This is a genomic window from Streptomyces sp. 5K101, assembly GCF_046506645.1.
In the GTDB taxonomy this organism is placed as follows: domain Bacteria; phylum Actinomycetota; class Actinomycetes; order Streptomycetales; family Streptomycetaceae; genus Streptomyces.
This window is the reverse complement of sequence record NZ_JBKFFO010000002.1, coordinates 124,146-148,633: the sequence shown is the minus strand read 5'-3', so window position 1 is coordinate 148,633 and position 24,488 is coordinate 124,146. Positions and strand designations below refer to the sequence as shown.

23 protein-coding genes and 2 pseudogenes are annotated in these 24,488 nt (G+C 71.2%); 12 read left to right on the top strand and 13 right to left on the bottom strand.

Annotation, left to right across the window (positions count from 1 at the left end):
- Window positions 1–2: 2 nt before the first annotated feature.
- Window positions 3–2,060 (bottom strand): phosphocholine-specific phospholipase C, encoded by a 2,058-nt coding sequence (locus tag ACLB9X_RS03670; RefSeq protein WP_410358744.1) that lies wholly within the window; start codon window positions 2,058–2,060, stop codon window positions 3–5.
- Window positions 2,061–2,448: 388 nt separating this feature from the next.
- Between ACLB9X_RS03670 and ACLB9X_RS03665 the strand changes: the two genes are divergently transcribed.
- A complete protein-coding gene (locus ACLB9X_RS03665) occupies window positions 2,449–3,390 on the top strand; it encodes an AEC family transporter (RefSeq protein ID WP_410358743.1) in 942 nt (313 codons plus the stop codon).
- 115 nt (window positions 3,391–3,505) lie between these two features.
- On the opposite strand, the gene ACLB9X_RS03660 is transcribed toward ACLB9X_RS03665, so the two are convergent.
- Window positions 3,506–4,084: a hypothetical protein gene (locus tag ACLB9X_RS03660; RefSeq protein ID WP_410358742.1), complete on the bottom strand. Its 579-nt coding sequence runs from the start codon at window positions 4,082–4,084 to the stop codon at window positions 3,506–3,508.
- Between the two features lie 27 nt (window positions 4,085–4,111).
- A complete protein-coding gene (locus ACLB9X_RS03655; RefSeq protein WP_410358741.1) occupies window positions 4,112–4,672 on the bottom strand; it encodes a hypothetical protein in 561 nt (186 codons plus the stop codon).
- 319 nt (window positions 4,673–4,991) lie between these two features.
- On the opposite strand from ACLB9X_RS03655, the gene ACLB9X_RS03650 reads away from it, so the two are divergent.
- Window positions 4,992–6,113, top strand: a complete 1,122-nt coding sequence (locus tag ACLB9X_RS03650; RefSeq protein ID WP_410358740.1) for a glutamate--cysteine ligase — start codon at window positions 4,992–4,994, stop codon at window positions 6,111–6,113.
- A 59-nt stretch (window positions 6,114–6,172) separates the two neighbouring features.
- On the opposite strand, the gene ACLB9X_RS03645 is transcribed toward ACLB9X_RS03650, so the two are convergent.
- The gene (locus ACLB9X_RS03645; protein ID WP_410358739.1) at window positions 6,173–6,793 is read right to left on the bottom strand and encodes a hypothetical protein; all 621 of its coding nucleotides are present in this window, start codon (window positions 6,791–6,793) and stop codon (window positions 6,173–6,175) included.
- Between the two features lie 268 nt (window positions 6,794–7,061).
- Between ACLB9X_RS03645 and ACLB9X_RS03640 the strand changes: the two genes are divergently transcribed.
- A complete protein-coding gene (locus tag ACLB9X_RS03640; RefSeq protein ID WP_410358738.1) occupies window positions 7,062–8,225 on the top strand; it encodes an FUSC family protein in 1,164 nt (387 codons plus the stop codon).
- A 31-nt stretch (window positions 8,226–8,256) separates the two neighbouring features.
- On the opposite strand, the gene ACLB9X_RS03635 is transcribed toward ACLB9X_RS03640, so the two are convergent.
- Together ACLB9X_RS03635 and ACLB9X_RS03630 are read right to left on the bottom strand one after the other, a co-directional pair.
- Window positions 8,257–8,613 (bottom strand): PRC-barrel domain-containing protein, encoded by a 357-nt coding sequence (locus tag ACLB9X_RS03635; protein WP_410358737.1) that lies wholly within the window; start codon window positions 8,611–8,613, stop codon window positions 8,257–8,259.
- Between the two features lie 185 nt (window positions 8,614–8,798).
- Window positions 8,799–9,176 (bottom strand): hypothetical protein, encoded by a 378-nt coding sequence (locus ACLB9X_RS03630; RefSeq protein ID WP_410358736.1) that lies wholly within the window; start codon window positions 9,174–9,176, stop codon window positions 8,799–8,801.
- A gap of 266 nt (window positions 9,177–9,442) precedes the next feature.
- On the opposite strand from ACLB9X_RS03630, the gene ACLB9X_RS03625 reads away from it, so the two are divergent.
- Window positions 9,443–12,091, top strand: a complete 2,649-nt coding sequence (locus ACLB9X_RS03625) for a SpoIIE family protein phosphatase (RefSeq protein ID WP_410358735.1) — start codon at window positions 9,443–9,445, stop codon at window positions 12,089–12,091.
- A 58-nt stretch (window positions 12,092–12,149) separates the two neighbouring features.
- Here ACLB9X_RS03625 and ACLB9X_RS03620 read toward each other — a convergent pair whose 3' ends face one another.
- Window positions 12,150–14,108: an ABC transporter ATP-binding protein gene (locus ACLB9X_RS03620; RefSeq protein ID WP_410359132.1), complete on the bottom strand. Its 1,959-nt coding sequence runs from the start codon at window positions 14,106–14,108 to the stop codon at window positions 12,150–12,152.
- Between the two features lie 177 nt (window positions 14,109–14,285).
- Window positions 14,286–14,993: a FadR/GntR family transcriptional regulator gene (locus tag ACLB9X_RS03615; protein WP_410358734.1), complete on the bottom strand. Its 708-nt coding sequence runs from the start codon at window positions 14,991–14,993 to the stop codon at window positions 14,286–14,288.
- A 202-nt stretch (window positions 14,994–15,195) separates the two neighbouring features.
- Here ACLB9X_RS03615 and ACLB9X_RS03610 point away from each other — a divergent pair, with 202 nt between their 5' ends.
- Genes ACLB9X_RS03610 through ACLB9X_RS03595 form a run of 4 tightly spaced genes read left to right on the top strand, consistent with a single transcriptional unit; the run spans window position 15,196 to window position 19,556 of the window.
- Window positions 15,196–16,434, top strand: a complete 1,239-nt coding sequence (locus tag ACLB9X_RS03610) for an aminotransferase class V-fold PLP-dependent enzyme (protein WP_410358732.1) — start codon at window positions 15,196–15,198, stop codon at window positions 16,432–16,434.
- Entirely contained in the window at window positions 16,431–17,735 is a 1,305-nt protein-coding gene (locus ACLB9X_RS03605; RefSeq protein WP_410358731.1) for an ABC transporter substrate-binding protein, read from the top strand. The genes ACLB9X_RS03610 and ACLB9X_RS03605 overlap by 4 nt, the downstream gene beginning before the upstream one ends.
- 1 nt (window position 17,736) lies before the next feature.
- On the top strand, window positions 17,737–18,723 hold the full coding sequence (locus tag ACLB9X_RS03600) for a carbohydrate ABC transporter permease (RefSeq protein ID WP_410358730.1): 987 nt from the start codon (window positions 17,737–17,739) through the stop codon (window positions 18,721–18,723).
- A complete protein-coding gene (locus ACLB9X_RS03595; RefSeq protein ID WP_410358728.1) occupies window positions 18,720–19,556 on the top strand; it encodes a carbohydrate ABC transporter permease in 837 nt (278 codons plus the stop codon). The genes ACLB9X_RS03600 and ACLB9X_RS03595 overlap by 4 nt, the downstream gene beginning before the upstream one ends.
- 120 nt (window positions 19,557–19,676) lie before the next feature.
- On the opposite strand, the gene ACLB9X_RS03590 is transcribed toward ACLB9X_RS03595, so the two are convergent.
- A complete protein-coding gene (locus tag ACLB9X_RS03590) occupies window positions 19,677–20,126 on the bottom strand; it encodes an SRPBCC family protein (protein ID WP_410358727.1) in 450 nt (149 codons plus the stop codon).
- 338 nt (window positions 20,127–20,464) lie between these two features.
- Complete coding sequence (locus ACLB9X_RS03585) at window positions 20,465–21,079, bottom strand: helix-turn-helix domain-containing protein (RefSeq protein ID WP_410358726.1); 615 nt, start codon at window positions 21,077–21,079, stop codon at window positions 20,465–20,467.
- On the opposite strand from ACLB9X_RS03585, the gene ACLB9X_RS03580 reads away from it, so the two are divergent.
- On the top strand, window positions 21,078–21,596 hold the full coding sequence (locus tag ACLB9X_RS03580; RefSeq protein WP_410358725.1) for an N-acetyltransferase family protein: 519 nt from the start codon (window positions 21,078–21,080) through the stop codon (window positions 21,594–21,596). The two genes, ACLB9X_RS03585 and ACLB9X_RS03580, sit on opposite strands and share 2 nt — an antisense overlap.
- Before the next feature lie 120 nt (window positions 21,597–21,716).
- Here the strand turns inward: ACLB9X_RS03580 and ACLB9X_RS03575 are convergent, their stop codons facing one another.
- The 3 genes from ACLB9X_RS03575 to ACLB9X_RS03565 are packed head-to-tail and all read right to left on the bottom strand — an operon-like array spanning window position 21,717 to window position 22,583.
- On the bottom strand, window positions 21,717–21,944 hold the full coding sequence (locus ACLB9X_RS03575) for an amidohydrolase family protein (protein WP_410358724.1): 228 nt from the start codon (window positions 21,942–21,944) through the stop codon (window positions 21,717–21,719).
- Between the two features lie 34 nt (window positions 21,945–21,978).
- Window positions 21,979–22,410, bottom strand: coding sequence for a hypothetical protein (locus tag ACLB9X_RS03570; RefSeq protein WP_410358723.1), 432 nt, complete (start codon window positions 22,408–22,410; stop codon window positions 21,979–21,981).
- On the bottom strand, window positions 22,407–22,583 hold the full coding sequence (locus ACLB9X_RS03565; RefSeq protein WP_410358722.1) for a hypothetical protein: 177 nt from the start codon (window positions 22,581–22,583) through the stop codon (window positions 22,407–22,409). Before ACLB9X_RS03565 ends, ACLB9X_RS03570 begins: the two co-directional genes overlap by 4 nt.
- On the opposite strand from ACLB9X_RS03565, the pseudogene ACLB9X_RS03560 reads away from it, so the two are divergent.
- The 3 genes and pseudogenes from ACLB9X_RS03560 to ACLB9X_RS03550 form a co-directional block, all read left to right on the top strand.
- Window positions 22,549–23,781, top strand: a pseudogene (locus tag ACLB9X_RS03560) (purine-cytosine permease family protein); the annotation flags it as partial. The gene ACLB9X_RS03565 and the pseudogene ACLB9X_RS03560 sit on opposite strands and share 35 nt — an antisense overlap.
- The gene (locus ACLB9X_RS03555) at window positions 23,778–24,266 is read left to right on the top strand and encodes a hypothetical protein (RefSeq protein ID WP_410358721.1); all 489 of its coding nucleotides are present in this window, start codon (window positions 23,778–23,780) and stop codon (window positions 24,264–24,266) included. The pseudogene ACLB9X_RS03560 and the gene ACLB9X_RS03555, both read left to right, overlap by 4 nt.
- A gap of 7 nt (window positions 24,267–24,273) precedes the next feature.
- Window positions 24,274–24,378 (top strand): annotated as a pseudogene (locus ACLB9X_RS03550) (hypothetical protein); the annotation flags it as partial.
- Window positions 24,379–24,488 lie beyond the last annotated feature (110 nt).

Below are 24,488 nucleotides of genomic sequence, written 5' to 3'. Positions count from 1 at the left end.
GCTCAGGTGGTCCGGATCGCCGGGTCGCTCACCCCCGGCGCGCCGGTCTCCACGTGGCCCGCGAAGCGGCGCAGGAAGACGGTGTCCGTGTCGCGGACCACCGACACGTCGTACCAGCGCCCGGTGCCGCTCAGGTCGACCGTGTGCGTCATCGTGGCCCCGGCCTGCAGGGCGAGGGTCCTCGGTGCGCCGCCGTAGGCGTTGGTGACGGTGAGGTTCGCGGCCGTGGTGCCGGGGTTGGTCAGCGTCAGGTCGAGGTTCCCCGTGGTGGCGTTGTGACGGGCCCTCGCCTCGACGGTCACGGTCTTCCCCGGGCTCCGGAAGGTGCGCAGGAAGCCGTTCGGGCCGTGCACGGTGAGGTGGTGGGTGCCCTTGGAGTAGGCGGAGTTCCAGGTGTCGCTGATGGTCCTGCCCGCCTCTGCCGTGTACGTCCACGGAGCGTCGGTGCGGTTCGGCGACGTCACGTAGAACTGCGCCCCGGCCGCCGCGCCCGGAGCGAAGGTGAGGGCGATGCGGCCGTCGGCGGTGTTCACGGCGCTGTCGACGTAGGGCGCGTACGGCAGCGGCCGGGTGGGGCGCGCGCCGGGCTCCTGCGCCGGCATACTGCCGACGGCGGGCGGGGTGGGCCGGTAGTCGGGGTGGCGCTCGTGGTCCGGCGGCTCGTAGGCCGAGGTGTCGGGCAGTGTCACCGGGGTGGTGTCGGCGGCGTCGAAGTCGAAGGCCGAGGTGAGGTCGCCGCAGATCGCGCGGCGCCAGGGCGAGATGTTGGGTTCCGTCACACCGAAGCGGCGCTCCATGAAACGGATGATCGAGGTGTGGTCGAAGACCTCGGAGCACACGTAGCCGCCGGTGCTCCACGGGGAGACGACGAGCATCGGCACCCGCGGGCCGAGGCCGTAGTGGCCCGCCGCGTACGACGCGCCGCCCGCGTAGATCTCGGTGGAGGTGTCCGCGGTGGACCTGCCCTGCGCGGCCGACGCCGGCGGGTACGGGGGCACGATGTGGTCGAAGAAACCGTCGTTCTCGTCGTAGGTGATGAACAGGGCCGTCCTGCTCCACACCGCCGGGTTGGACGTCAGCGCGTCCAGGACACGTGCGATGTACCAGGCACCGTAGTTCGAGGGGAAGTTGGAGTGCTCGGTGAACGCCTCGGGGGCGGCGATCCAGGAGATCCGGGGCAGCCTGCCGGCCTGCACGTCGGCCGTGAGGTCGTCGAGGTACCCGTCGCCGTTCTTGACGTCGGTGCCGGTGCGGGCCTTGTCGTACAGCGGGTTGCCGGGCTGGGCGTTGCGGTACTGGTTGAAATAGAGGAGCGAGTTGTCGCCGTAGTTGCCGCGGTAGGCGTCGCTGATCCAGCCCCAGTGACCGGCGGCGTCCAGGCCGTCGCCCGTGTCCTGGTAGATCTTCCAGGAGATCCCGGCCTGCTCCAGCCGCTCGGGATACGTCCGCCAGCCGTACCCGGCCTCCTCGTTGCCGAGGACGGGCCCGCCGCCGACGCCGTCGTTGCCGGTGTAACCCGTCCACATGTAATAGCGGTTGGGGTCCGTGGCCCCGATGAACGAGCAGTGGTAGGCGTCGCAGACGGTGAACTTGTCGGCGAGGGCGTAGTGGAAGGGGATGTCGTCCCGGTTGAGGTACGCCATCGTCGTCGGCGTCTTGGCGGGCACCCACTGGTCGTACTTGCCGTTGTTGAACGCCTTGTGGCCGCCGGCCCAGTCGTGGTTCAGGCCCTGGAGGAACTGCATCCCGAGATCGTCGGCCGTCGGGTGGAAGGGGAGCGTCACCTTCTTGCCGTCCGCCTGGTGCCAGACGGGCTTGCCGCTGGGCAGCGTCACGGGGCGCGGATCGCCGAATCCCCGTACGCCCTTCAGCGCGCCGAAGTAGTGGTCGAACGAACGGTTCTCCTGCATCAGCACCACGATGTGCTCGACGTCCTGGATGGTGCCGGTGCGGCGGGCCGCGGGGATGGCCGCGGCGCGGTCAATGCTGCTCGACAGCGCCGCGAAACCCGCTGTCGCACCCGCGATCTGCAGAAAACGGCGCCGGTTGATGTCAGGCATGGGCAAGGCCTCTTGGGGGGTAGTGGGACAGGAGCGTCCGGCATCCTCCAAGAGGGGCGAGGGGGAAGGGAAGGGGCCGAAGCTGCTGTTCCGGTGAACTGTGGCTGTACGGGGTCTTGACGCGGAACGCCGGTCGGTCCGGCGTGTTCGACAGTGGGCACGTACACACCAAAGAATGCGAGCGGCGGCGCGGCGAGGGCATGGACTTACGTGGAGGCCGGTTGGACTCTTGTGGCCGTCCGGACCCTGATCACCGGCTGCCGGAACTGATCGAGGGCCGCAGCACTGGGGAAGTGCCGAACGCGTGGGCCAGTAGCCGACCGGCACGGCAGGGGAAACAGGCTCCTTCGCGGGAGCCGCAAGAGCAAGGGCGCGTGCATTGGGAGCAGTGGAGGCTCTGCAGAAACTGGCACCGGTGGTGCTGGCCTTCGGATGCGGGGTCGTCCTCGCGCGACGCAAGGTGGTGCCGGCCGAGAACTCCAAGGTCTTCGCCGACTACGCCTTCCTCTTCGCCGTCCCGTGCTTCCTTTTCGGCAACATCTACCGAAGCGACCTGGGCGCCCTGTTCGACTGGCGGGCGATCACCGGTTACGCGGCCGCCGCGGGCGTCGCGGTCGTGCTGACGGGCGCCCTCGCGCGGATGTCCGGGGTGCGCGACCCGCGCGGTGTGGCCCTGCGCATCATGGCGGCCGTCCAGGTCAACACGGCCTACTTCGCCGTGCCGGTGTTCATCATGCTCTTCGGGAACGCGGCACCGATCTTTCCGGTGCTGCTGTTCCAGGTCTGCGTCCTGTCCCTGGTCATCGTCTCGATCATGGAACTGGGCCGTCCGAACCGTACCGGAGGGCCCGGCAGACGGCTCGGCGCGGCCGTCGTGGCCTCGCTGGTGACCCCGGTCGTGATCGCCTGCAACGCCAGCATCGTGCTCAACCTGCTGCCCGTGCGGCTGCCAGGGCTGGTCCTCGACAGCTTCGCGTTCGTGGGCGACAGCGCCTCACCCGTGGCGCTGTTCGCCCTCGGGCTGCACCTCGGCGGGACGGGTCTGCAGGTCCGCGGCACCACCGTGGAGGAGATGTGGCTCATCGCCTTCAAGTGCGTGGCCTTCCCGCTGCTGGCCTTCGTCGTGTGCCGCTACGTCTTCGGGGTCGGGGGCGACTGGCTGAACTACCTCGTCCTGATCGCCGCGATGCCCGCCCCGCAGAACCTGTTCATCTTCGCCCAGCGCTACGACGTGAGCGTCGACATGTCCGCAGCCCTCGTCGTCAAGAGCTCGGTCGTCGCGCTCCTCCTGCTGCCGCTGTGGATGCAGTGGGTGGCACACGCCGGCTGAGCCCTGTTCCGTGCAGGAGCCGGGCACGCCGCGGCGCCGACCACGGAGGAGGCTCCGGCCGGAGGACCGGCCGGAGCCTTCCCAGGCGCCGAACGACGCGATGCGCCCGGCTCCGTCAGGTGGCGAGCAACCGGTTGAAGAACGAGCGGTACTCGCGCAGTGCCACGCGCAGGCTCTCGGTGTCGGCCTGCTCGCCCCGGTTCCACTGCTCCTCAAGGCCCTCCCTGCGTTCTGCGAAGGTCGCGGCCAGCTTCTGCATGACGTCCGCGACCAGCGAGTCCGCAGAGTGCACGGCCTCCCGGGGATCGTCGACGAAATCGTTCTGGATCGCCTGCCAGCGGGTACGGAAGTTCTCCTTGTCCTGGGGTGCCAGCAGTTCCTCGTCCGCCCCCTCGCCCGTGTCCGCCGCGGAGGTCTTCTCCGCGTCGTCCTCGGCCCGGGCGGGTGTGCCCGGCTCCACCGCGGTATCCGTGCCCGCGTCGGCGGAGGTGTCCGCGGTGTCTGCGGTGTCTGCGGTGTCTGCGGTGTCTGCGGTGCGAGTGTCGCTCGCGCCGACGCCGCCGGTCTCCTCACCGGGGAAGACGGGCGGCGGCCCGGCGCCCTGCCCCTCGCCCGCCGCGCCACCGGAGCCCCGGGCGATGTCGTCTGTGGTCAGCCCGCTCCCGGCGGGCTGTGTCGTGCCGTTGTCCCGCATGATTTCTCCCGCGCGACTGGGTACGGATCAGGCACGGGCGGGCCCGGCCTGGTGTCCGTCGGAGAGCAGCTCGTCGAACAGGGCCCGGTAGTGCACCATGGCCCCCCGCAGCTGCTCGGTGGTGGCACGCTGTGCGGTGCTCAGCGTGTTGATCTCATGGGCGGCCCGGTAGTGCTCCAGCGTGCGGCCGTGCTCGACGGAGAGGTCTCGCATCTGCTGTTCGTAGCCCTCCGTGGGGTAGCCGCGCTCGTGCATCAGAGAGGTCACGAGCCGGTCGGCGTCGTGCACGGCGTCCACCGGCCGGTCGACGAACTCCTGCTGCACGTCGACCCATTCCCGGGCGTAGCGGTCTCTGGCGCTGTCGGGCAGGGGCCGGATGTCGAGCGACGCATGGCGCTTCTCGCGGGTGCTGAGGTCGTGCTCGGCGGCCCGCCGGCTCCCGGTGTCCTCGACGGTGCGTTCGTACTCGGGGCCGAAGCGCTCACGCAGACGACGGCGTCGCCGCATGGTCATCGCCACGGCCAGGGCGATCAGGGCGACCACCACCACGACGGGAATGATGATCGCCAGAAGCGTGCCTGTTGACATCTGGCCGGACCCCCTTGTCCGTATCGGGTGCCTCTCTGTTGAGCGCTGGTTCCCACGGGCACCCGGTCGAAACAGGTCCCGTCCGGTCGGCGGCCCCGGAGGGCCGGCGACCGGGGTGACACGTGTCATCCAGGGGCGCTCCCGACGCCCCGCTCCCCGGCGGCACTGAGCGGGCCCCGCGCGGCCCGTCACCGCCGCCTTTCGGGCGACGCCACCGTGCTCCTGCGCCGCTCCCACGCCGCGCCCCGTGACACTCGATCGTGGCTGCCGGCGCTCCCGGGCGCCACATGTGCCAGGGCGCGCGTCCTGGCCTCCTACGATGCGACGCTGCGAGGGCTGTGTGGAGCCGGTCACCCTGGGGCTGGAAGAGGAGTATCTGCTGCTCGACCCGGACACGGGCGTGCCCGTGCCGCTGGCGGAGCAGGTCAGGGCGGCCGCCGGCCTCGCCCCGCTCGTCGACGCCAAGGAGCTGCAGTCCGAGCTGCTGCAGGTGCAGGTCGAGGTCGCCACCACGATCTGCACCGAACTCAAGGAGGCCGGGGGACACCTCCTGCGCCTGCGGCATGCGTTGGGGGCGGCGGCCGAGGCGAACGGGTGCCGGCTCGCGGCCTGCGGCACACCGCCCCTGAGGGGAGCCGAGTCGGCCCAGGTGACGGAGCAGGCGCGCTACCGCGCCATGCAGGTGCAGGCTCCGCAGCTCGTCGCCGAGCAGCTGGTCAACGGCCTGCACGTCCACACCGCCGTGCCCTCGCCGGAAGTCGGCGTCGCGGTCATGAACCGGCTGCGCGGTTGGCTGCCGGTCCTCGTCGCCATGTCCGCGAACTCGCCGTTGTGGGACGGCCACGACACGGGATTCGCCAGCTGGCGCACCGTGGTCTTCGGCCGCTGGCCGGTCAGCGGGCCCCCACCCGCCTTCAGGGACCTCGCGGACCACAAGGAGCGCGTCGAGACGCTCCTCGACAGCGGGATCATCCGCGACACCGGGCAGCTGTACTGGCAGGCCCGCCTGTCGAACCACTTCCCGACCATCGAAGTACGCTGCCCGGACGTGCAGTTGCGCGCCGACGAAGCGGTCATGTTCGCGGGCATCGTGCGGGCCCTCGTCACCACGGCGATCCACGACGCCGAAGCGGACACACCCCTGCCCGCCATCGCCCCGGAGGTACTGCAGGCAGCGAACTGGCAGGCCGCCCGCCACGGCCTCGGCGGCAGCCTGATCAGCGCGGCCGGCGAGCGCCGCAGCGCCGGTGACCTCGTCGCGCTGCTGATGGAACACATCACACCCGCGCTGGACGCCGCAGGTGACACCCGGGAGGTCCTCTCCCTCGTCCACCGGCTGCTCCAGCAGGGCACACCGGCCGACCGGCAGCGGCGGGCCCTGGCCGAAGGCGGCCTGAAGGCGGTGACGGACCTGATCATCTCCGAGACGCTGGCGTTGTGAACGGGGACCCTGGCGCACGGAAGCCGGGCATACCCGCGGGACCGGGGCGGGCGACGGTCTCAGTGCAGCTTGTTCACCGCCGTGGCCGTGGTCCTCTTGAAGTCGGCGACCTGGGCGTGCTCGAAGGTGCCCATCTGGGCCCACCGCACGAACGTCACCGTCCGGTCGTCCCGGCCGACCGAGAAGAGGGAGATGTCGGAGGCGCCCCACGTGTGCCGGGTATGGATGCCGTAGACCCGGGCGCCCTCCTCGACGTCGATCCGGCCGTAGTCCCTCGCCGTCGCGGTGACCTCCGGGTCCTTCTCCATGAGCTCGGCCGCGCACTCGGACAGCTTCTTCTGCCACAGGGCCGCCAGCTGCTTCGCGCGGGTGACGCTGCGCTCGACGACGGTCACCTGGAGCGCGCCGGTGTCGAACTCCGTCCAGTACTGCCGGTGCTGGGAGATGGGGGGCAGCGCCTCGCCCACGCACATGGGGAGCGGGTCGGGCTGTCCGGACGTGACGGGACCGGCGTACCAGGCCGATGTCGGGTGCGGCGGCAGCTCCTTGGGCGCGAGGAAGCGCGGCGCGGCCGAGTGCGCCGCGGCGGCCGGCACCGAGGCGGCGGCGAGACCGGCGACGGCGGCGGCTGCCGCGACCGCAGCCAGGGCGGTACGGGACGGACGGGTACGGGCGTTCATGGTTCCCCCATGGTGTGAGAAGCACGGTGCGACGCGCGGGCCTGCGAGCGCATGCGGGTCAGGATCCGGAGCCGGCGGACACGCGGGCAATGTGCCCGCTGCGGTCACATCGGACAGCGGTTCCCTCAGCTTCTTCGGCGACGGCGCGCGACGCAACGGTCACGGGGTGGAACGGGTGGGGTGAAACGGTTCCACCCCTGCCGCGCCGGCCTGCTCCGCGGCCCGCGCACCGGGTGTGGGGACGGGGGATCGTGGCACATCCACCCTCATGGTGCGACGACTGCATGTCACGGAAGCGGTGCGGCAGGAGGCCCGCTCGACGGGGCGTGCGGTGCGCCTCGCCTGGACGGGGCCGGGCCGTGAGCGCGATCTCGCGCTCCTGTCGCTCAAGGCTGCCCTCGCCGGACTCATCGCCTGGATGATCGCCGGTCTGCTGCTGCAGGCGCCCCTGCCGTTCATCGCCCCCTGGGTGGTGGTCGTCCTCGTCCGTTCCACGGTGTACCAGTCCGTCGCCCAGGCCCTGCAGCAACTGGGTGCCATCGCGGGAGGCACGGTCCTGGCCACCGCCGATGGGGCGACGCTGGGCAGCGCGACGGCGGCGATGGCCGTCGTGCTGCCCGTCACCCTGTTGCTGGGCAACTGGCCGAGGCTCGGGGACCAGGGCATCTACGGCGCCACCGCGGCGCTGTTCGTGCTGACCTCCGGCGACATGAGCGTCGACGCGGCGACCGCGCGGCTGCTGGAGTCGCTGCTCGGCGCGGCGGTGGGCGTGGGCGTGAACATGCTCGTCCTCCCCCCGGTGCATCTGCGGAGCACCCGGACCGCCGTAAGGGCGGTGATCGACGAGGCGTCACAGACGCTGACCGCCGTCGCCGAGGGGCTGAGCGGCTCCTGGGGCCACCGGGAGGCGCGCGACTGGGACGAGCGGGCACGCCGCCTCTTCTCCCTGATCGGGCAGGCACGATCCGCACTCGATCGCGGCAGGGAGAGCACCTGGCTCAACCCCGACCGCCGCAATCGCGCGGAACTGCGGCGTCGGCACGGCTCGTTCACCCACACCGTCCACGTCCTGGAACAGCTCAGCGACTACCTCAGCGACCTGACGCGCACCCTGGTGGAGGCGTCGGACGACCGCACCGGCAGGCCGCGCCCCGAAGAAGGCGTGACCGCCCTGTACACGCGGTTCCTGCACGACGTCGCCGCCGCCGTCGAGACCTACGGGGAACTCGTCACCGGCGACGACCGCTCCGCACGGCTGCGCCTGCGCCGGGCGGTCGACGAGGTCCACGCGGCACAGCGGCGTCTGCGCGAACTGCTCGCGACGAAGGGCACCGGTGGTCCCGAGTGGCTGGCCCTGTACGGATCACTCCTGGTGGACGCGCGGAGGGTGGCCGAACAACTCCTGGAGGAACCGCCGGGCGACACCTCGTGAGTGGCGTCACGACGCGCCCTCCTCCGGTCGGTCAGCGGCGGGCGAGCTGGCGCTCACCGTTGGCGCCCGGCCGGTAGGCCAGGCCGTAGTGCGCGAACACCGCGGGCTCGTCCGAGGCGGGCAGCACGTCGTCGGTGCCGATGGCAGGGCACTTCTTCACCAGCGACTTGTCGTAGTCGACCCGCACGTACCCCGGCCCCACGACCGCGCCGTCGAGGGGGACGAAGACCAGGCGCTGGCGGGTGGGCAGACCGATCTGGACGGTAACCATGGCGGGCTCGTCCGTGCTGGTGTTGACGTAGACCGCCTCCAGCGAGCCGATCCTGCGGCCTCCTGCATCGACGACGTCGTGGGTGCGCCACTCACGGATATCCGCGATCTGGATCATCCCGGGTTCCCTTCACGCGAGCCTGGTGCTGTAACCGGTGCACTTCCCAGCGTGCCCCGGGAGGGCCGGCCCCCACCACCCTGGGCAGCCCCTTCGTGTCCGCCGGAGAAGTACGGAGGAGCACGGAGAAGTGTGGAGGAGCACGGAGAGTGCGGAGAAGTACCGCCGACGGACGCACCGGCGAGCTAACGGCGGCCCGCCCGCCGGTGCAGCAGCCTGCGCAGGCGGCGCCGCACGAGCAGGGTGGGCGACGGGCCGGGCTGCGCGGGCCGGTCGGGGTGGCGCAGGGGTACGAGCGGCATCAGGTAGCGCGTCCCGGCGCGCTCCATCACGCAAAAGGGCGCCCCGTCGGGACCTTCCACGGGAGAGATCAGGATGCGGAACGGCCGGGGCGGGTCCCCGGGCAGTTCGGCCTCGAGCGCCGTGGTGCGCTTGACCGATCCGCGCTGGTAGGCGACCACCTTGCCGTCCACCAGCACCTCGGCCTCGTCGCGGCGCCCCCGGAGCTGCACCGTGACGGAGTGGCCGTCCTGATCGAGGTGGAAACGCTGGCCGCCTGCCATGACGGGCCTCCTGTCGGTGGCACGGGGGACGCCGTGATCCCAGCGTACGCAGGACACGGGCGAAGGCGGGAAGAACGCGTTCGCCGGGGAGGCGGAGCCGTGGCGGGGCCACTCGATCCCGGTCCGGATTTCGGTGGTAGAAAGAGTTCATGGGTGCCTTTGGCCGACATGCGGCGGGGATCCGGCCATCGGCCTCCCGGTCGTCGGCCTCCCGGCCCGGACGGCGCTCCCGTTCCCTGTTCGGCGTCCGCACGGTCGCCGGACAGGTGTTTCTTCTGCAGTTGACGATCGTGGTGCTGCTCGTCACCGCGGCGGCGGTGTCACTCGTGCTGCAGGGCAGGCGCGCCGCCGCACAGGAGGCGCGGACCCGCTCGTTCAGCGTCGCCGAGGCGTTCGCCCAGTCCCCGGGCATCGTCGACGCGCTGGAGAGCCCGGATCCCACCGCGATTCTGCAGCCGCTCGCGGAGGAGACCCGCAAGAGCACCGGTGTCGAATACGTCGTCGTCTCCGACCGCGGCGGCATCCGCTACACCCATCCCGACCCGTCGTTCATCGGGAAGCACATCATCGGTCCGTACAAGGAGGCGGCCGAGGGACATGGCTTCACGAGCACGTTCTCCGGGAGCCGCGGACCCTCGGTGAACTCCGTCGTGCCCGTCCAGCGGCCCGACGGCACCGTTGTCGGACTCGTCTCCGCGGGGATCACGGTGGAGAACGTCAACGCCCTGGCCAACCGTGACGTCCCCGTGCTGCTGGGCGCCGCCGCGGCCGCGCTCGTCCTCACCGCAGGCGGCGCGGCGCTGGTCAGCCGGCGTCTGCGGCGTCAGACGCGCGGTCTCGGACCCGCCGAGATGACACGGCTGTACGAGCACCACGACGCGGTTCTCCACTCCGTGCGCGAAGGCGTACTGATCATCGGCAACGACGGGAGGCTGCTGCTCGCCAATGACGAGGCGTGCCGGCTGCTCGACCTGCCGCCGGACGCGGAGGGCAGGGCGGTGACGGACCTGGGCCTGAACGCCGCCACCGAGGACCTCCTCGCCTCCGGGAGGGCGGCCTCGGACGAGGTGCGGGTGGCGGGGGAGCGCCTGCTCGCCGTCAACCTGCGGCCCACCACCGCGGGAGGGCAGGCCGCCGGGACGGTGGCCACCCTCCGCGACACGACGGAACTGTCCGGCCTCGCGGGCCGGGCCGCAGAGGTACGCGAGCGACTGCTCCTGCTGTACGAGGCCAGTGCACGCATCGGTACGACGCTGGACGTGACGCACACCGCGGAGGAGCTGACGGAAGTGGCGACCCCGCGCTTCGCCGACGTCGTGACGGTGGACCTCGCCGTGCCCGTACTGAGCGGTGGCGAGCCGGGACCGGAGGCCGAGACCGGTCCGGTGGTCGACATGCGCCGCACGGCCATCGCGGGCGCGGGCGCGGACCACCCGTTCCATCCGGCCGGCCGGGACATGGGTTTCGGCCCCGCCGATCCCCGGGTCATGGGGATGAGCAGCGGCCGGTCCCTGCTGGTGCCCGACCTGACCACCACACCTGCCTGGCGGGAGCAGGACCCCGAGCAGGCCGAGAGGATCGTCGAGTACGGCGCCCACTCCCTGATCTGCGTGCCCCTGCACGCCCGCGGCGTCCTCCTCGGCATGGCGAACTTCTGGCGTGCGCGCAATCCGCTCCCGTTCGACCAGGACGACCTGTCGTTCGCCGAGGAGCTGGTGGCGCGTGCGGCGGTGTGCGTGGACAACGCACGCCGCTACACGAGGGAGCACGGTCTCGCCGTGACACTGCAGCGCAGTCTGCTGCCGGGCGCCCTGCCCGAGCAGAGCGCGCTGGACGTCGCGTCGCGGTATCTCCCCGCCCGGTCCGCGGTGGGTGGGGACTGGTTCGACGTGATCCCGCTGCCCGGGGCGCGCGTGGCGCTCGTCGTGGGGGACGTGGTCGGCCAAGGTCTGCACGCGGCGGCGACGATGGGACGGCTGCGCACCGCCGTGCACAACTTCGCCGGCCTGGACCTGCCGCCCGACGAACTCCTCGCGCGGCTGGACGAGTTGGTGACGAGGATCGACCAGGCGGAGTCGGCCGAAGAGACCGTCACGGCCGTCACGGGCGCCACCTGCCTGTACGCGATCTACGATCCGGCGGCGGGGACCTGCACGGTGGCCCGGGCGGGGCACCCGGGGCCCCTGCTGGCGCTGCCCGACGGCACGGTGGCGGAGCCGGACGTGCCCGCCGGGCCGCCGCTGGGGCTCGGCGGGCTGCTGTTCGAGGCGCGGGAGCTGCGGGTTCCCGAGGGGAGTCGGCTGGTGCTGTTCACCGACGGTCTGATCGAGTCCCGGGAGCGGGACTTCGACGCCGGCCTCGCGGTGATGCGCCGGGTGCTCGCGAAAGGCGGGCGGTCCGCGGAGGAGACGTGCGCGGACCTGATCACGGAGATGCTGGTCACCCCGCCCGGGGACGACGTGGCCCTGCTGGTCGCCACCACACGCACGCTCGACCCGGCGCGCGTGGGGGAGTGGGACGTGGACCCCGACCCCGCCGCCGTCTCCGTCGTCCGCAGGGACGTGAGCCGCTGGCTCACGGACCAGGGCCTCGACGAGGAGGCCTTCTCCACGGAACTGATCCTCAGCGAACTGGTCACCAACGCCATTCGCTACGGCGGCCCGCCGATCCGGGTCCGTCTGCTGCTCGACCGCACGCTCATCTGCGAGGTGTCCGACGCCGGCCGCAGCGCACCCCATCTGCGCTACGCGGCGACGACCGACGAGGGCGGCCGCGGCCTGTACCTCGTCGCCCAGTACGCCGAGCGCTGGGGGACCCGTTACACCGCCGACGGCAAGGTCATCTGGTCCGAGCAGAAACTCGGAGCGGGCGACCAGACGGCCTTCGCGTGGGACCCGGAGCTGCTGGGGCTGTGACGAGCCGAGACCTGTCGGGCCGTAGCGGGCGGAGGCGCGGTCGCGGTGCGCCCCGGCGTCATGCGTCGGCCGGGGCGCCGGGGCGGGGGACCGTACGGTTGCCCGCCGAGGCGTACTGGGCCGCCTGGGTACGGAACATCGCGGCGTAACGCCCGTTCGCGGCCATCAGCTCGTCATGACTGCCGTGTTCGACCATGCGGCCCCGGCCGAGCACGTAGATCGTGTCGGCGTGGCGCACCCCGGACATGCGGTGGGTGACCAGGACGACCGCGCGACGGGGGCCCGCGAGACGGCGGATGCGCTCGAACGCCTCGATCTCCGCCTCCGGGTCCAGCGCCGAGGTCGGCTCGTCGACGATCAGGACACTGTCGGCACCGCTGGTCCCCGCCCGCCAATGGGTGCGCGCCAGCCCGATCTTCTGCCATTCGCCGCCGCTGATCTCCGAGGCGCCGCGGAACACCCGTGCCAGCAGCGTGCGCAGGCCGTGGGGCAGCTTCGCGACGACCGGCGACGCGCCGGCGAAGTCGACCGACGGCTCCAACTCCTCGTCCGCGGCGACGTGGTGGGGCCGCCCGATCCGGATGTTCATCGCGGCCGTGACGGGCCAGCGCTGGAAGTCCTGCGTGAGCAGGCAGACCCGCTCGAAGACCTGCGCACGGTCGAGCCCGGCCAGCTCGGCACCGCCCCAGCGAACGGCTCCCGAGTGCGGCAGCAGCAGCCCCGCGAGGATCTTCATCAAGGTGCTCTTGCCCGACCCGTTCTCGCCCACCACCGCGATCACGGACCCCATCGGGACGGACAGCGACACGTCCTCCAGCGCCGGTTCGTCCCGGTCGGGGTAGCGGTAGCAGACCTTGTCCAGGACGATGCCGTCCACCCGCTCCGGCACCCCGGCTCCGCCCCCGGGAAGGGCGTGCTGCGCCGCCTCGACGAGGAACCGGTCGTGGTCCTGGACGTACAGGGACTCCTCGTGCAACTGGTTCACGTTCATCACGAGCGCCCCGAGGCTTGCCGAGCCCGACCGGACGGCGATCACCGCGGTGCCGGCGACCGCGAGTTCCATGTGCCCCGCCACGATGAGCCAGCCCATCACGGCGTACGTCAGTGCCATGGCCACACCGGAGAGCCCCGCGGCCACCAGTTCGGTGACCGCCTTGTCGTCGGCGAGCCGCCGCTGTTCGGCCTCGGCGCTCTCTGCCATGTCGCGGTAGCGGTCCAGCAGGAACGAACCGACCCCGTGGATCCGCACCTCCTGGGCCGCGGTGCGCTCGGTCAGGAGGCTGCCGATCAGGCGGCCGGCCCGCACGTGCTCGACCCACGTCATCACCGACACGTACCGCTCCTGGGCCACCCGCATCGCGCCCCATCCACGCGGTGCCGCGATCAGCAGCAGCATGGGCAGCAGCGCCGGATGCAGGACCGTGAGGACGCCGGCCGTGGCGATCAGGGCGATCGTGCCGTTGAGCGCGGCGACGCAGGCCCCGATCATGCGCCGGGCGGAGGCGGCCCCGTACTGCGCCACGTCGATCAGGCGGCGGAACGCCGGGTCCTCGATCGCCTCCAGTTCCACGGCGGTGGCCGCCGCCAGGTACTCGGTGGTGGCCATCCGCTCCACGAGCGGCTCGAGGCGCCCGGCGCGGGACGTCGACCAGCCCGCCAGGCCGGCGTTGACCACGGCGACGGCCGCCGCGGTGATCAGGGCGGGCAGCGCCGCGCGCAGCCGGTCGACCGGGTCGCCGGAGCCGAGCAGGGCGTGCATCACCGAGTTGACCGCCAGCAGGGTCACCGCCGCCGCGACACCCTGTCCCACCTCGCTGATCCCGACGCCCAGCAGCGACGGCCGGTCCGCCCGCCAGGCTCGGCGCAGCGTCCCGAACACCAGCCGCGGCATGGCGCGGATGGCGGTGACCATGGTCAGATCCAGTGCGGCCCGCTCGTGTTCGGACCAGCCCATGTCGTACCGGAGCGGCCCGCCGAACAGCTCCTCCTCGGCGGCCGAGACCTTCGGCTCGGCCATCCGCACCCGCCCGAGATACCTCTTCACGCGGCATCACCCCGAGTCGGGGCGGGAGGTAAGAGCAGGTCGTTCCCGGTGCTTCGTCGATCGGTCATGAGGAAGGAGATGCCCACAGAACGGGCTCCGGCAACTGCCCGCGGTACCGGCGGCCTTGGCGCGGACCTCCGGCCCCGCGCGTCAGCGCTCGTGGTGCACGGCGTCCTCACTGATGGGCGGCCGGTATGTGTGGAGCCAGCGCTCCGTGCGCGCGACGTGGGCGGCCGCCGCGTTCGCGGCCGCGGCCGGGTCGCGGTCGGCCAGCGCGGTGACGATCGCCCGGTGGTCCTCGTCGCTCGCGCGCTTGAACGCCGGGCCTTCGGGCATGGTGAACACCTGGTACGAGCGTGAGCGGGCGCGGAAGACGGCGAGGAGCGACTCCAGGGCCGGATTGCCGCCGAGGCGGGCGATCTCGGCGTGGAAGAGGTGGTCGAACTCGGAGAACGTCGCCGGGTCCTCGGTGGCCTCGATCGTCTCGATGTACCCGTAGAGGGTCTCCAGCGACTCGGGCGTGATCCGAGCCGCCGCCTGCGCCATCACATGCGACTCAAGGACGCGCCGGATCTCGTACAGCTCCAGCAGGCCGTCGAGCGGCAGCAGGGCGACCGTGAGGGACAGGCGCCCGATGAGGTCCGCCGGCCGCAGCTGGGAGACGAAGGTGCCGGAGCCGTGCCGCGCCTCCGCCGCACCCAGTGCGGCGAGCATGCGCACCGCCTCCCGCAGCGAACTCCGCGAGACGCCGAGCTCCTCGCACAGGTCACCCTCGGGCGGGAACCGCTCGCCCGGGCCGAGGCGACCGCTGGAGATCATGAGGCGCAAGCCGTGGAACGCCTTGTCGACTGCGGACATCGCTTCCTCCCGTATACGCCCCGCGCAGCAGCGCCAGGCAGGAAGCAGTCTATCCAGTCGTCAGATGTCGCCTGACCGAAATACAGAGTCATCAGATAACTATGGCGAGACCCTTGCTCTTTAGCGGCAGGAGCGGGCAAGATTCCGCGCAGTCATCACACCTCTTCCGGTGTGTGTCTGATGTTCAGCGCTTGGGAGTCACGTGAGCACCACAGATCTCACCACTGCGCCGCGCCCGCTGCTGCTGGCCGACGGCCGTCCCGCCTCCGCCGCCTGGTCGCTCGATCCGGCGGTCAGGCACCTCAACCACGGGTCCTTCGGGGCCGTCCCGCTCGTCGCCCAGGAAGAGCAGGACCGGCTGCGCCGGCAGATGGAAGCCGCGCCGGTGGAGTGGTTCCCGGCACTGCCGCGCAAGGTCGCGGCCGCACGGATCGAGATCGCCCGCTTCCTCGGGGTGGCGACCGACGACCTCGCCCTGGTCCCCAACGCCAGCGCCGGCGCGAGCGTCGTCTACGCCAACGTGCCCGTACGGCCCGGCGGCGAGGTCCTCGTCACCGATCACGGCTACGGCGCCGTCACCATGGGCGCCGAACGTCTCGCCCGTCGCTTCGGAGGCACGGTCCGCACCGTCCACGTGCCGCTGGACGCCGACGCCGACACCGCGTACGACGCCGTGGTGGCGGAGCTGGGCGAGGCGACCGGCCTCGTCGTCCTCGACCACATCACCTCGGCGACCGCACGCTGGATGCCGGTGCGGCACATCGCCGCCGAGGCCCGCAGGCGCGGCATCCCGGTCCTCGTGGACGGGGCGCACGTGCCCGGACTGTCCGCCGACCCCCTGGCGGGCCTCGACTGCGACTTCTGGGTCGGCAATCTCCACAAGTTCGGCTGCGCACCACGGGGTACCGCCGCCCTGGTGGCGCGCACCGAACTGCGCGACACCCTCTTCCCCCTGATCGACTCCTGGGGCGCCCCCGACCCCTTCCCCGACCGCTTCGACACCCAGGGGACCGTGGACGCCACGAGCTATCTCGCGGCGCCCGTCGCCCTCGGCTTCGTCGAGGACACCTGGGGGTGGGGGACGGCCCGCACCTACATGCGCGAGCTGGCGGACTACGCGGAACGGATCATCGCCACCGCGTTCTCCGAACTGACCGGTGAGGACTGCCGCGTGGACGTCGGCATGCCGGTCGACGCCCTGCGGCTGGTGCGCGTCCCCGCCCCGCTCGCCGCCTCCCACGCCGAGGCCGACGCGCTGCGCGACCGGGTGGGACAGGAGCTGGGAGTCGCGGCGGCGTTCACCAGCTTCGGCGGTGTCGGCTATCTGCGCCTGTCGACGCACGTGTACAACACGGCCGCCGACTTCGAGTACTTCGCCGAGCACTGCGTCCCCACGCTCGGCGCATGGTCCCGCAACCAGTCCTACGGAGGACAGCGATGAAACGCAGGAACGCGGTCGCCGCACTCGGCCTCGCCCTCACCATGACAGTGACCGGCTGCTCAGCCATGAGCGGCTCCAGTGACGGGACCGTCACACTGCAGATGGTCGAGAGCCTGACCAATCCCGCCCGCACGGAGCTGCTGAAGCAGCTCCTCCGCGACTTCGAGAAGCAGAACTCGAAGATCAAGGTCAACCTCGTCTCACCGCCGACCGCGCAGGCCGACCAGAAGATCCAGCAGATGCTGCAGTCGGGCAGCGGCGTCGACACGCTCGAGGTCCGGGACATCACCGTCGGCCCGTGGTCGAACAACGGCTGGCTCCACGACATGAGCCAGGACCTCAAGGGCTGGTCGGGCCGGCAGGACCTGACCGACAACGCCGCCGAAGCCGCCACGGACGCCAAGGGCCGGACCTACTTCGTGCCCTACGGCTTCTACGGGCTGAGCCTCTTCTACCGCACGGACCTCATAGCCGGGGCCGGTTACGACAAGCCGCCCGCCACCTGGGACGAACTGCTCGAGCAGGCAAGCGCGATCCAGGACAAGGGCAAGCGCCGCTACGGCTACGCCTTCCGGGGCGGGGCCAACGCCGGCAGCAACGTCACCGTGGTCATCGAGGCGTACGTCGCCGACAGGATCGACCCCGCCAACGGCTACAAACTGACCGACGGCAGCACGATCTTCGCCGCGCCGGAGGCCGCCGCGGCCCTCAAGACGTACTTCGCGCTCTTCGAGAAGGCTTCGCCGCCGTCCTCCATCGCCTGGGGCTATCCCGAGATGGTCGAGGGCTTCTCGAACGGATCCACCGCCTTCCTGCTCCAGGACCCCGAAGTGATCGCCAGCCTGCGCGAATCCAGGGCGATCACGGAGGACCAGTGGACCACCGCCCCGCTCCTGGCCGGCCCCGGCGGGAAGGCCGTCCAGCCGCTGGCGACCGCCGGCTGGGGCGTGGCCAAGGGCAGCAAGCACAAGGCCGAGGCCGTCAAGCTGGTCGAGTTCCTCTCGGAGGGAGAGGCGTCGACCACCTTCGCCAAGAAGAACAGCCTCGTCCCGATCCAGAAGCAGGCCGGCGAGGACCCGTTCTACAAGACCGGCCCCTGGGCCAGCTACGTGACGATGAACCAGAACCCGGGCCGGTACGTCACCGTCACCCAGCCCCGTGACGTGCCCTGGTTCACCGAGTGGACGCAGAAGGCCGACGCGGACGTCCAGAAGGTGCTCCTCGGCAAGATGACGCAGCAGCAGCTGCTGGCCGACTGGGACACGTACTGGACCGCCAAGTGGAAGAACGGGAACGGCTGACATGCGGGCGGGCACGGTCCTTTCGGCAGACGAGCAGGCGCGGCAGCTCTCCCGCAAGGAGGGCGCCCGCACTGCCGGGACGGCGGGCGGCGGCCGCCGCAGGCGCGAGTTCACCACCCGCCGGGGCCTGGTGATCGCCGCGTTCATGGCGCCGGCTGTCATCTTCGTGGTGGTGTTCACGTACTACCCGATGGTGGCCGGAAGCCAGATGGCCTTCCGCCGCTGGAACCTGACGGACCTCACCGACACGTCCTTCGTCGGACTCGGGAACTTCCGGCAGGTCTTCGACGATCCGCTGTGGGGCACCGTCCTGAGCAACACCGCCCTGTGGGTGGTGGCCTCGATCGTGCCCCAGCTCCTGATCGGGTTCGCGCTGGCCCTGTGGCTGCGGCGCCGCTTCCGCTTCCGCGGGCTCTACCAGGCGCTGATCTTCTTTCCCTGGGCCATCTCGGGGTTCCTGATCGGCATCCTGTTCCGCTGGATGTTCAACAGCGAGTTCGGGGTCGTCAACGACCTGCTGATGAAGGCGCATCTGATCGACGAGCCCGTGGCATGGCTCGCCGACCCGAAGACCGCCATGGTCGCCGTCATCGTCGCCAACATCTGGTACGGCGTGACGTTCTTCGCCATCATGATCCTTGCCGCACTGCAGTCGATACCCGACGAGATCTACGAGGCCGCCGCGCTGGACGGCGCGGGCAAGGCGCGCACGCTGTTCCGCATCACCATCCCGTACATCCGGACGACCCTGGCCCTGACGGTGCTGCTGCGCGTCATCTGGATCTTCAACTTCCCGGACATCATCTTCGGGACGACGGGCGGCGGGCCGAACAACGAGACGCACATCGTCACGACGTGGATGATCAACATCACCCAGCAGGGCGACTACGGAAAGGCGTCCGCGCTCGGTCTGCTGGTGGTCGCCGGACTCCTGCTGTTCTCCGTCTTCTACCTCACGGCCACCCGCGAGAAGGGAGCGACGTCGTGAACACCCGAGAGTCCTCGGCCGGGAAGAGCGTCAGGATCGGCTTCCTCACGCTCTGGCTGATCTTCACCGTCTTCCCGCTGTACTGGATCACCGTCACCTCGTTCAAACCTCCCGGCGCCATCTTCGCCTTCCCCCTCGCGTACTGGCCCGAGGACTTCTCCCTGGACAACTACGCCGGCCTGTTCGACAAGGCGCAGTTCGGTGTCTACCTGACCAACAGCCTGATCGTGGCCACGGTCGCGGGCACGGTGGCGACCGTCATCTCGATGCTGTCGGCCTACGTGCTGGCCCGGTTCGAGTTCCGCAGCAAGACCGCCCTGCTGATGGCGGCCCTGGTCACCCAGATGATCCCCGCCTTCATCGCGCTGGGGCCGCTCTATCTGCTGATGACCGACCTCCAACTGGTCGACAACCGCTTGGGGCTCGTCCTCGTCTACATCGCGGTCTGCATCCCGTTCTGCACGGTGATGCTGCGCGGCTTCTTCGAGAACATCCCGGACTCCCTCGAAGAGGCCGCCATGATCGACGGCTGCTCACGGTTCGGTGCCCTGTTCCGGGTCCTGCTGCCGGTGATGAGGCCGGGCATCGTCGCGGCCTTCATCTTCAACTTCGTCAACTGCTGGAACGAGCTGTTCCTCTCCGTCACGCTGATGAACAGCGACGGCAACAAGACGGTGCCCACGGCACTGAACGGCTTCATCTCCAGCTTCAACATCGACTGGGGCTCCATGTCGGCGGCGGCGGTTCTGACGATCCTGCCCACCATGGTGCTCTTCGCCTTCGCCAGCCGGCACATCGTCCAGGGCCTGACGGCGGGTGCTGTGAAGGGGTGACCCGGCGCAGGGTGCCGACCGGGTACGGGGCCGGGTCACAACACAGGTGTACCGCCGGGCGGTCCCCCGTCCGGCGGTACACCTCACGTGACGCTCGCGCGGGGGCAGAGCCCCGGGGCGTCAGACCGTGCCGCGCCACGCCCCGTCGGCCACGCCGCGGGACTCGATGAACTTCTTGAAGCGGCTGAGGTCGCCGGAGGTCCGGTGCTTGACGAACCCCAGCTTGTCGCCGACGTTCTCCGTGACGCCCGCCGGGTCGAAGTCCATCTGCAGCATCACCTTGGTGCGCGCGTCGTCGAGACGGTGGAACGTGACCACGCCGGCCTGCCGCAGCTCGCCGTCGACGGTGGTCCACGCCACGCGTTCGTCCGGGATCTGCTCGGTGATCCGCGCGTCGAACTCGCGCTTGACACCGGCGATTTCGGTCACCCAGTGGGTGAGCGTGTCGGTCCGCTGCTCGATCCGCTCGACCCCCTCCATGAAGCGCGGGAACGTCTCGAACTGGGTCCATTGGTTGTAGGCCGTGCTGACCGGTACATCGACCTCGATCGACTGCTCGACCTTCGACATCGAATGCCGTCCTTCCGTGGTGACTTGGTGCGCCCGCGGCCTCGGGGACGCCTCGGGCGTGGGTTCCACGACGCCCCGAGTACCCGAGGCGACGGGCGGTATGCCTGCCCGGGACCGCTTCGGCCACCGGATCGGTGCGTCGCGCACCATCGGTGCCGATCAGAGCCGAACGTGCCCCTCGCGACGGGGATACGGGCGAGCCGACTGCCCGAGCCGTGGGGCTCATCGCCTCCCGCAGGGCGTGGGGCGGCCGCCGAGCGCGGGCTGCACCGCGTAGTTGTTCGCGATCGCCGTTCCGGCCGTGCAGGCGAGGAGGACGGTGCCGCCGCGGAAGAGGGTCACGGCCTCTCGCCCCGGGCCAGTACGACGGCGTAACGGCAGGCGGCGCCGCTCGTGTTGGCGAAGACGCATGGGGCGGGATCACCCAGTTCGACGGTGTCGCCCGCCTCCAGCTCGTGCACCGTGTCGCCCTCGTGGAAGGTCAGCCGGCCGTCGAGCACCCAGATGACCTGCCGGACGAAGGCGAAGGCGGCGGCCGGATACGGCACGCGCGCCCCGGCGGGCAGCTCGATCTCGGCGATCTCCGCGGGGAAGTGCGGCGCGGTGATCTGGCGTCGGCGGTAGCCGGTCGCGGGATCGCGCCAGCGCGCGGCCTCGTTCTTCCGGCGCACGCCCGTGCCGTGCCCGCCGGACGCGGTGTCCTCGCTGCCGTCGTCGCCGGTCGACCCCTCGGCGAGGGCGAGCAGGGAGGAGACACTGAGCTGGAAGGCGGCGGAGAGCTTGCCCAGCAGGACGGCGGTGGGACTGCTCTCGCCGCGCTCGATCCGGTGGATCATGGCGCGGGAGACACCGGAGGCGTCGGCGAGCTGCGCCAGGGTCCAGCGGCGCCGCTCGCGCTCGGTGCGGACGCGCGCGGCGATCTGCCCGACCAGGGGATCTACTATGTGGGACATGGTTCCAATATACGAGAAACCGCGGGCGGTGAACGTCCGCCCGGCGACACCCGGCGACGCGGACGCCGTGCTCGCCATCCGCAACCACGCGATCGAGCACTCGACCGCCCTGTGGACGGAGACGAAGCAGACGCCCGCCGAGGGCGCGGCCTGGCTCGCCACGCACCTGGACCGGGGCTCGGCCTTCGTGGCGGAGACCGGGGCTGAGGTCGCCGGCTTCGCGGTGTACGGCCCATGGCGGGAGCTGGAAGGCTTCCGGCACACGGTGGAGGACTCGGTCTACGTCCGCGACGACCGGCACGGGCTCGGTGTCGGCTCGGCACTGATGGCCGCGCTCATCGCGTCGGCACGTGAGGCCGGGCACCACACCGTCATCGCGGACATCGAGGCGGGCAACGCCGCGTCGGTCCGGCTGCACGAGCGCTTCGGATTCGAGCACGTCGGCACGGTGCGGGAGGCCGGCATCAAGTTCGGGCGGTGGCTGGACCTGACGATCATGAGACTGCCTCTGAGCTGACATCCGATCAGCTCGCGCGTCGTGCTGCAACGGTGGTGTCAGGCGCCGGATGCGCGGCGGGGGCCGCCGTCCGCGGACGGCAGCCCCGCGAGGCAACGTGCGGTCATCCTGCGGAGCGGGTCACAGGCTCGCGTCGCAGTGTGTGGGGCGGCCGTCGAGGACCGTGAGCAGGACGGGCAGGTTCGGCAGATCGGTGGCTGCGGTGGAGAGCGGGTCGTCGGCGAAGGCTGTCAGATCGGCGCGGAAACTTACGGCGATCCGGCCGGCCTCGTGCTCCTCGCCCGCCGCACAGGCGGCGTTGACCGGGTCGAGCAGGCGGGCGGAGAGCAGGACGAGACGGGTACGCACAGCGGCTCCTCGAAGAGGGGGGTGGTGGAAGGGGTCAGTTGGGTACGCCGGACGTCCCGACGGACGGGCCCGCGCCGGGGCCGGGTGGCGGGGTCCTCGCCGGGGCCGGGGTCGGGGTCCGTGTCCGGGCCGGGGTCCGTGTCCGGTGGGGCGGACGGGTCCGTGCCGCGTCCGCGCCCGTGCCGGGGCCGGGGGCCGTGTCCGGTGCGGCGGACGGGCCCGTACCGGGGCCGGGGTCCGTTTCCGGTGCGGAGCCGACGGACGGGGCCGCGGATCCCACGGATGCCCCGTCCGGGCCGGACACCACCGCGGCGAGCGGTGGAGCCAGCGTCCCCGTCGGCAGGCCCAGTTCGCGCTCCGCCGTCGTCACTGCCATGCGCCTCACCGCCTCCGGCCGATCGCTGGTGCCGGTGTTGGCGTGGGCGCCGAGGCCGTCGAGCACGACGATGATCTGAATCGTCGTCACGTACGCGTCGTCCGTGCGGAATTCGTCGCGCCCGACGCCTTCTCGGACAAGGTCGCCAGTCGCTCGCGCCAGGCGGCCTCCTGGACGGCGACCCGGTCCCGCAGAACGGGCCGGTAGCGGCTGAGGTGCCGCGCAAACCTGTGGCTGGCCGTCGCCGTGATCGTGGCGGGCAACCTCCTGTTTGTGCTCACCGGACTGGTCGCCACCTCGGGCCCGGCCTCCGGCACCCCCAGTGAGGTGATCACCCGGGCCCTGTTCGGCGTGATCGGCAACCGGGTGCAGAACGCCCTGGTCGGCTGGACGGTGTCCGTCTGCTACTTCACCCTCAACCTCGCTGCCGCGGCGGTCGCCGCTTTCGCCCTCGTCGAAAGGGCCGGCATCCCCCCGAGCGCGGGAGTCGAGGTCGCCGTCATCGTGGTCATCGCCGCGATCACCCTGACCATCAGCGTCGTCGGACACGGACTGATCGTGAAGCTCTACCTTCCGATCACCCTGGCCCTGGCCCCCGCCTTCGCCGTCGTCGCCTACGGCGTGATCGGGCACACCGACTTCTCGTACACCCCCGCCGAGCCGCTGACCGGCCTCGACCTGTGGGCGACCGTCGTCGCCGGCCTCACGATGATGGCCTCGGGCCCGCTGTCCTACACCACCAGCGCCGACTTCGCCCGCTACCTGCCGCGTTCGACCTCCCCGAAGGCGGTCGTCGGCTGGACCGCGCTCGGCGCGTTCGTGCCCAGCGTCATCGTCTGCTCCCTGGGCGCGTTCGCCGCGACGGCGGTCGACATGACCGACCCGCAACGCGGTCTCGAGCAGATCCTGCCCGGCTGGTTCACGCCCGTCTTCCTGCTGGCACTGGTCCTCGGCACGATCTCCATCAACGCCCTGACGGCCTACAGCGCGGGCCTGGCCCTCCAGGCCGTCGGCCTGCGCATCCGACGCTCCGTCAGCGTGGTCTTCGACGGAATCGCCGCCGTCGCCATGACCCTGTACGGACTTCTCGTCTCCGCCTTCCTCGACACCGTCAGCAACGCCCTCCAGTTGATCGTCGTCCTGATAGGCCCCGGCATGGCCGTCTACGCCACCGACGTCGTGCTGCGGAAGAGCCGCTACGACGGCCTGGCGCTCACGGACGAGACTCCCCGGAGCCCCTTCTGGTACACCGCAGGCGTCAACTGGGCAGGCGTCGCCGGCCTCATGGCGGGCGTGGCTGCGGCAGCCCTGTGCGTCAACACCCTCTACACCGGCCCGATCGCGGCCGCCCTGGGTGGTGTGGACCTCTCCCTGCCCGCCGGCATGATCGTCTCCGTGGTCGTCTACGCCCTGCTGATGCGCAACGACCGCACCGTGCTCGCCGCGAGGACCGGCGCATGAGCGGCCGTACGGTCCTCCGGATCGCCGGGGACAGCCCATGGAAGCGCGGCCACGAACGCGGCCGCCGGGCCCGCGACGAGATCGCCCGCGCGTGGGGCGTCTACGCGAAGCTCTTCGAGACCGTCGCCGCGGGCAGCGGCCTGACCCTCGACGTTCCCGCGCTCGCGGCGCACGGTCGACGCGACCCGCGCGTGGGCACCGGAGCCGGTCGAGGAGATGGCAGGGGTCGCCGAGGGCCCGGAGGCCCGTTCTGGACGATCGCCGCGCTCAACGCGCGCACCGAGATCCTCGCCGAGGCGGGCGCGCCCCGCGCCGGCGAATGCTCGACGCTGGTCCACAGCGGCACCCGGACCACCGGCGGCCAGTGCTGGGACTGGCACGAGGGAACTCGCCGACGCCTGGCACATCCAGACCGTCAGCGGCGGCACCCGGAACGTCGCGGGCATCACCGAGTACGGCATCCTCGCGAAGATCGGCGTCAATGACGCCGGGGTGGGTGTGCTGTTCAACATCCTCGGTCACCGGGACGACGCGGCCACCGGCGTACCCGTCCACCTCGTGGCCCGTCATGTCCTCGGCACGGCCGGGTCGTTCGAGGAGGCCGTCGGCATCCTCACCGGAGCCCCGGTCTCCGCCTCGACGGTCATGACCGTTGTGGTAACCACTTCCTCGACCCCGCTCTCGCCACCGGTGAACTGCGCGGGCGG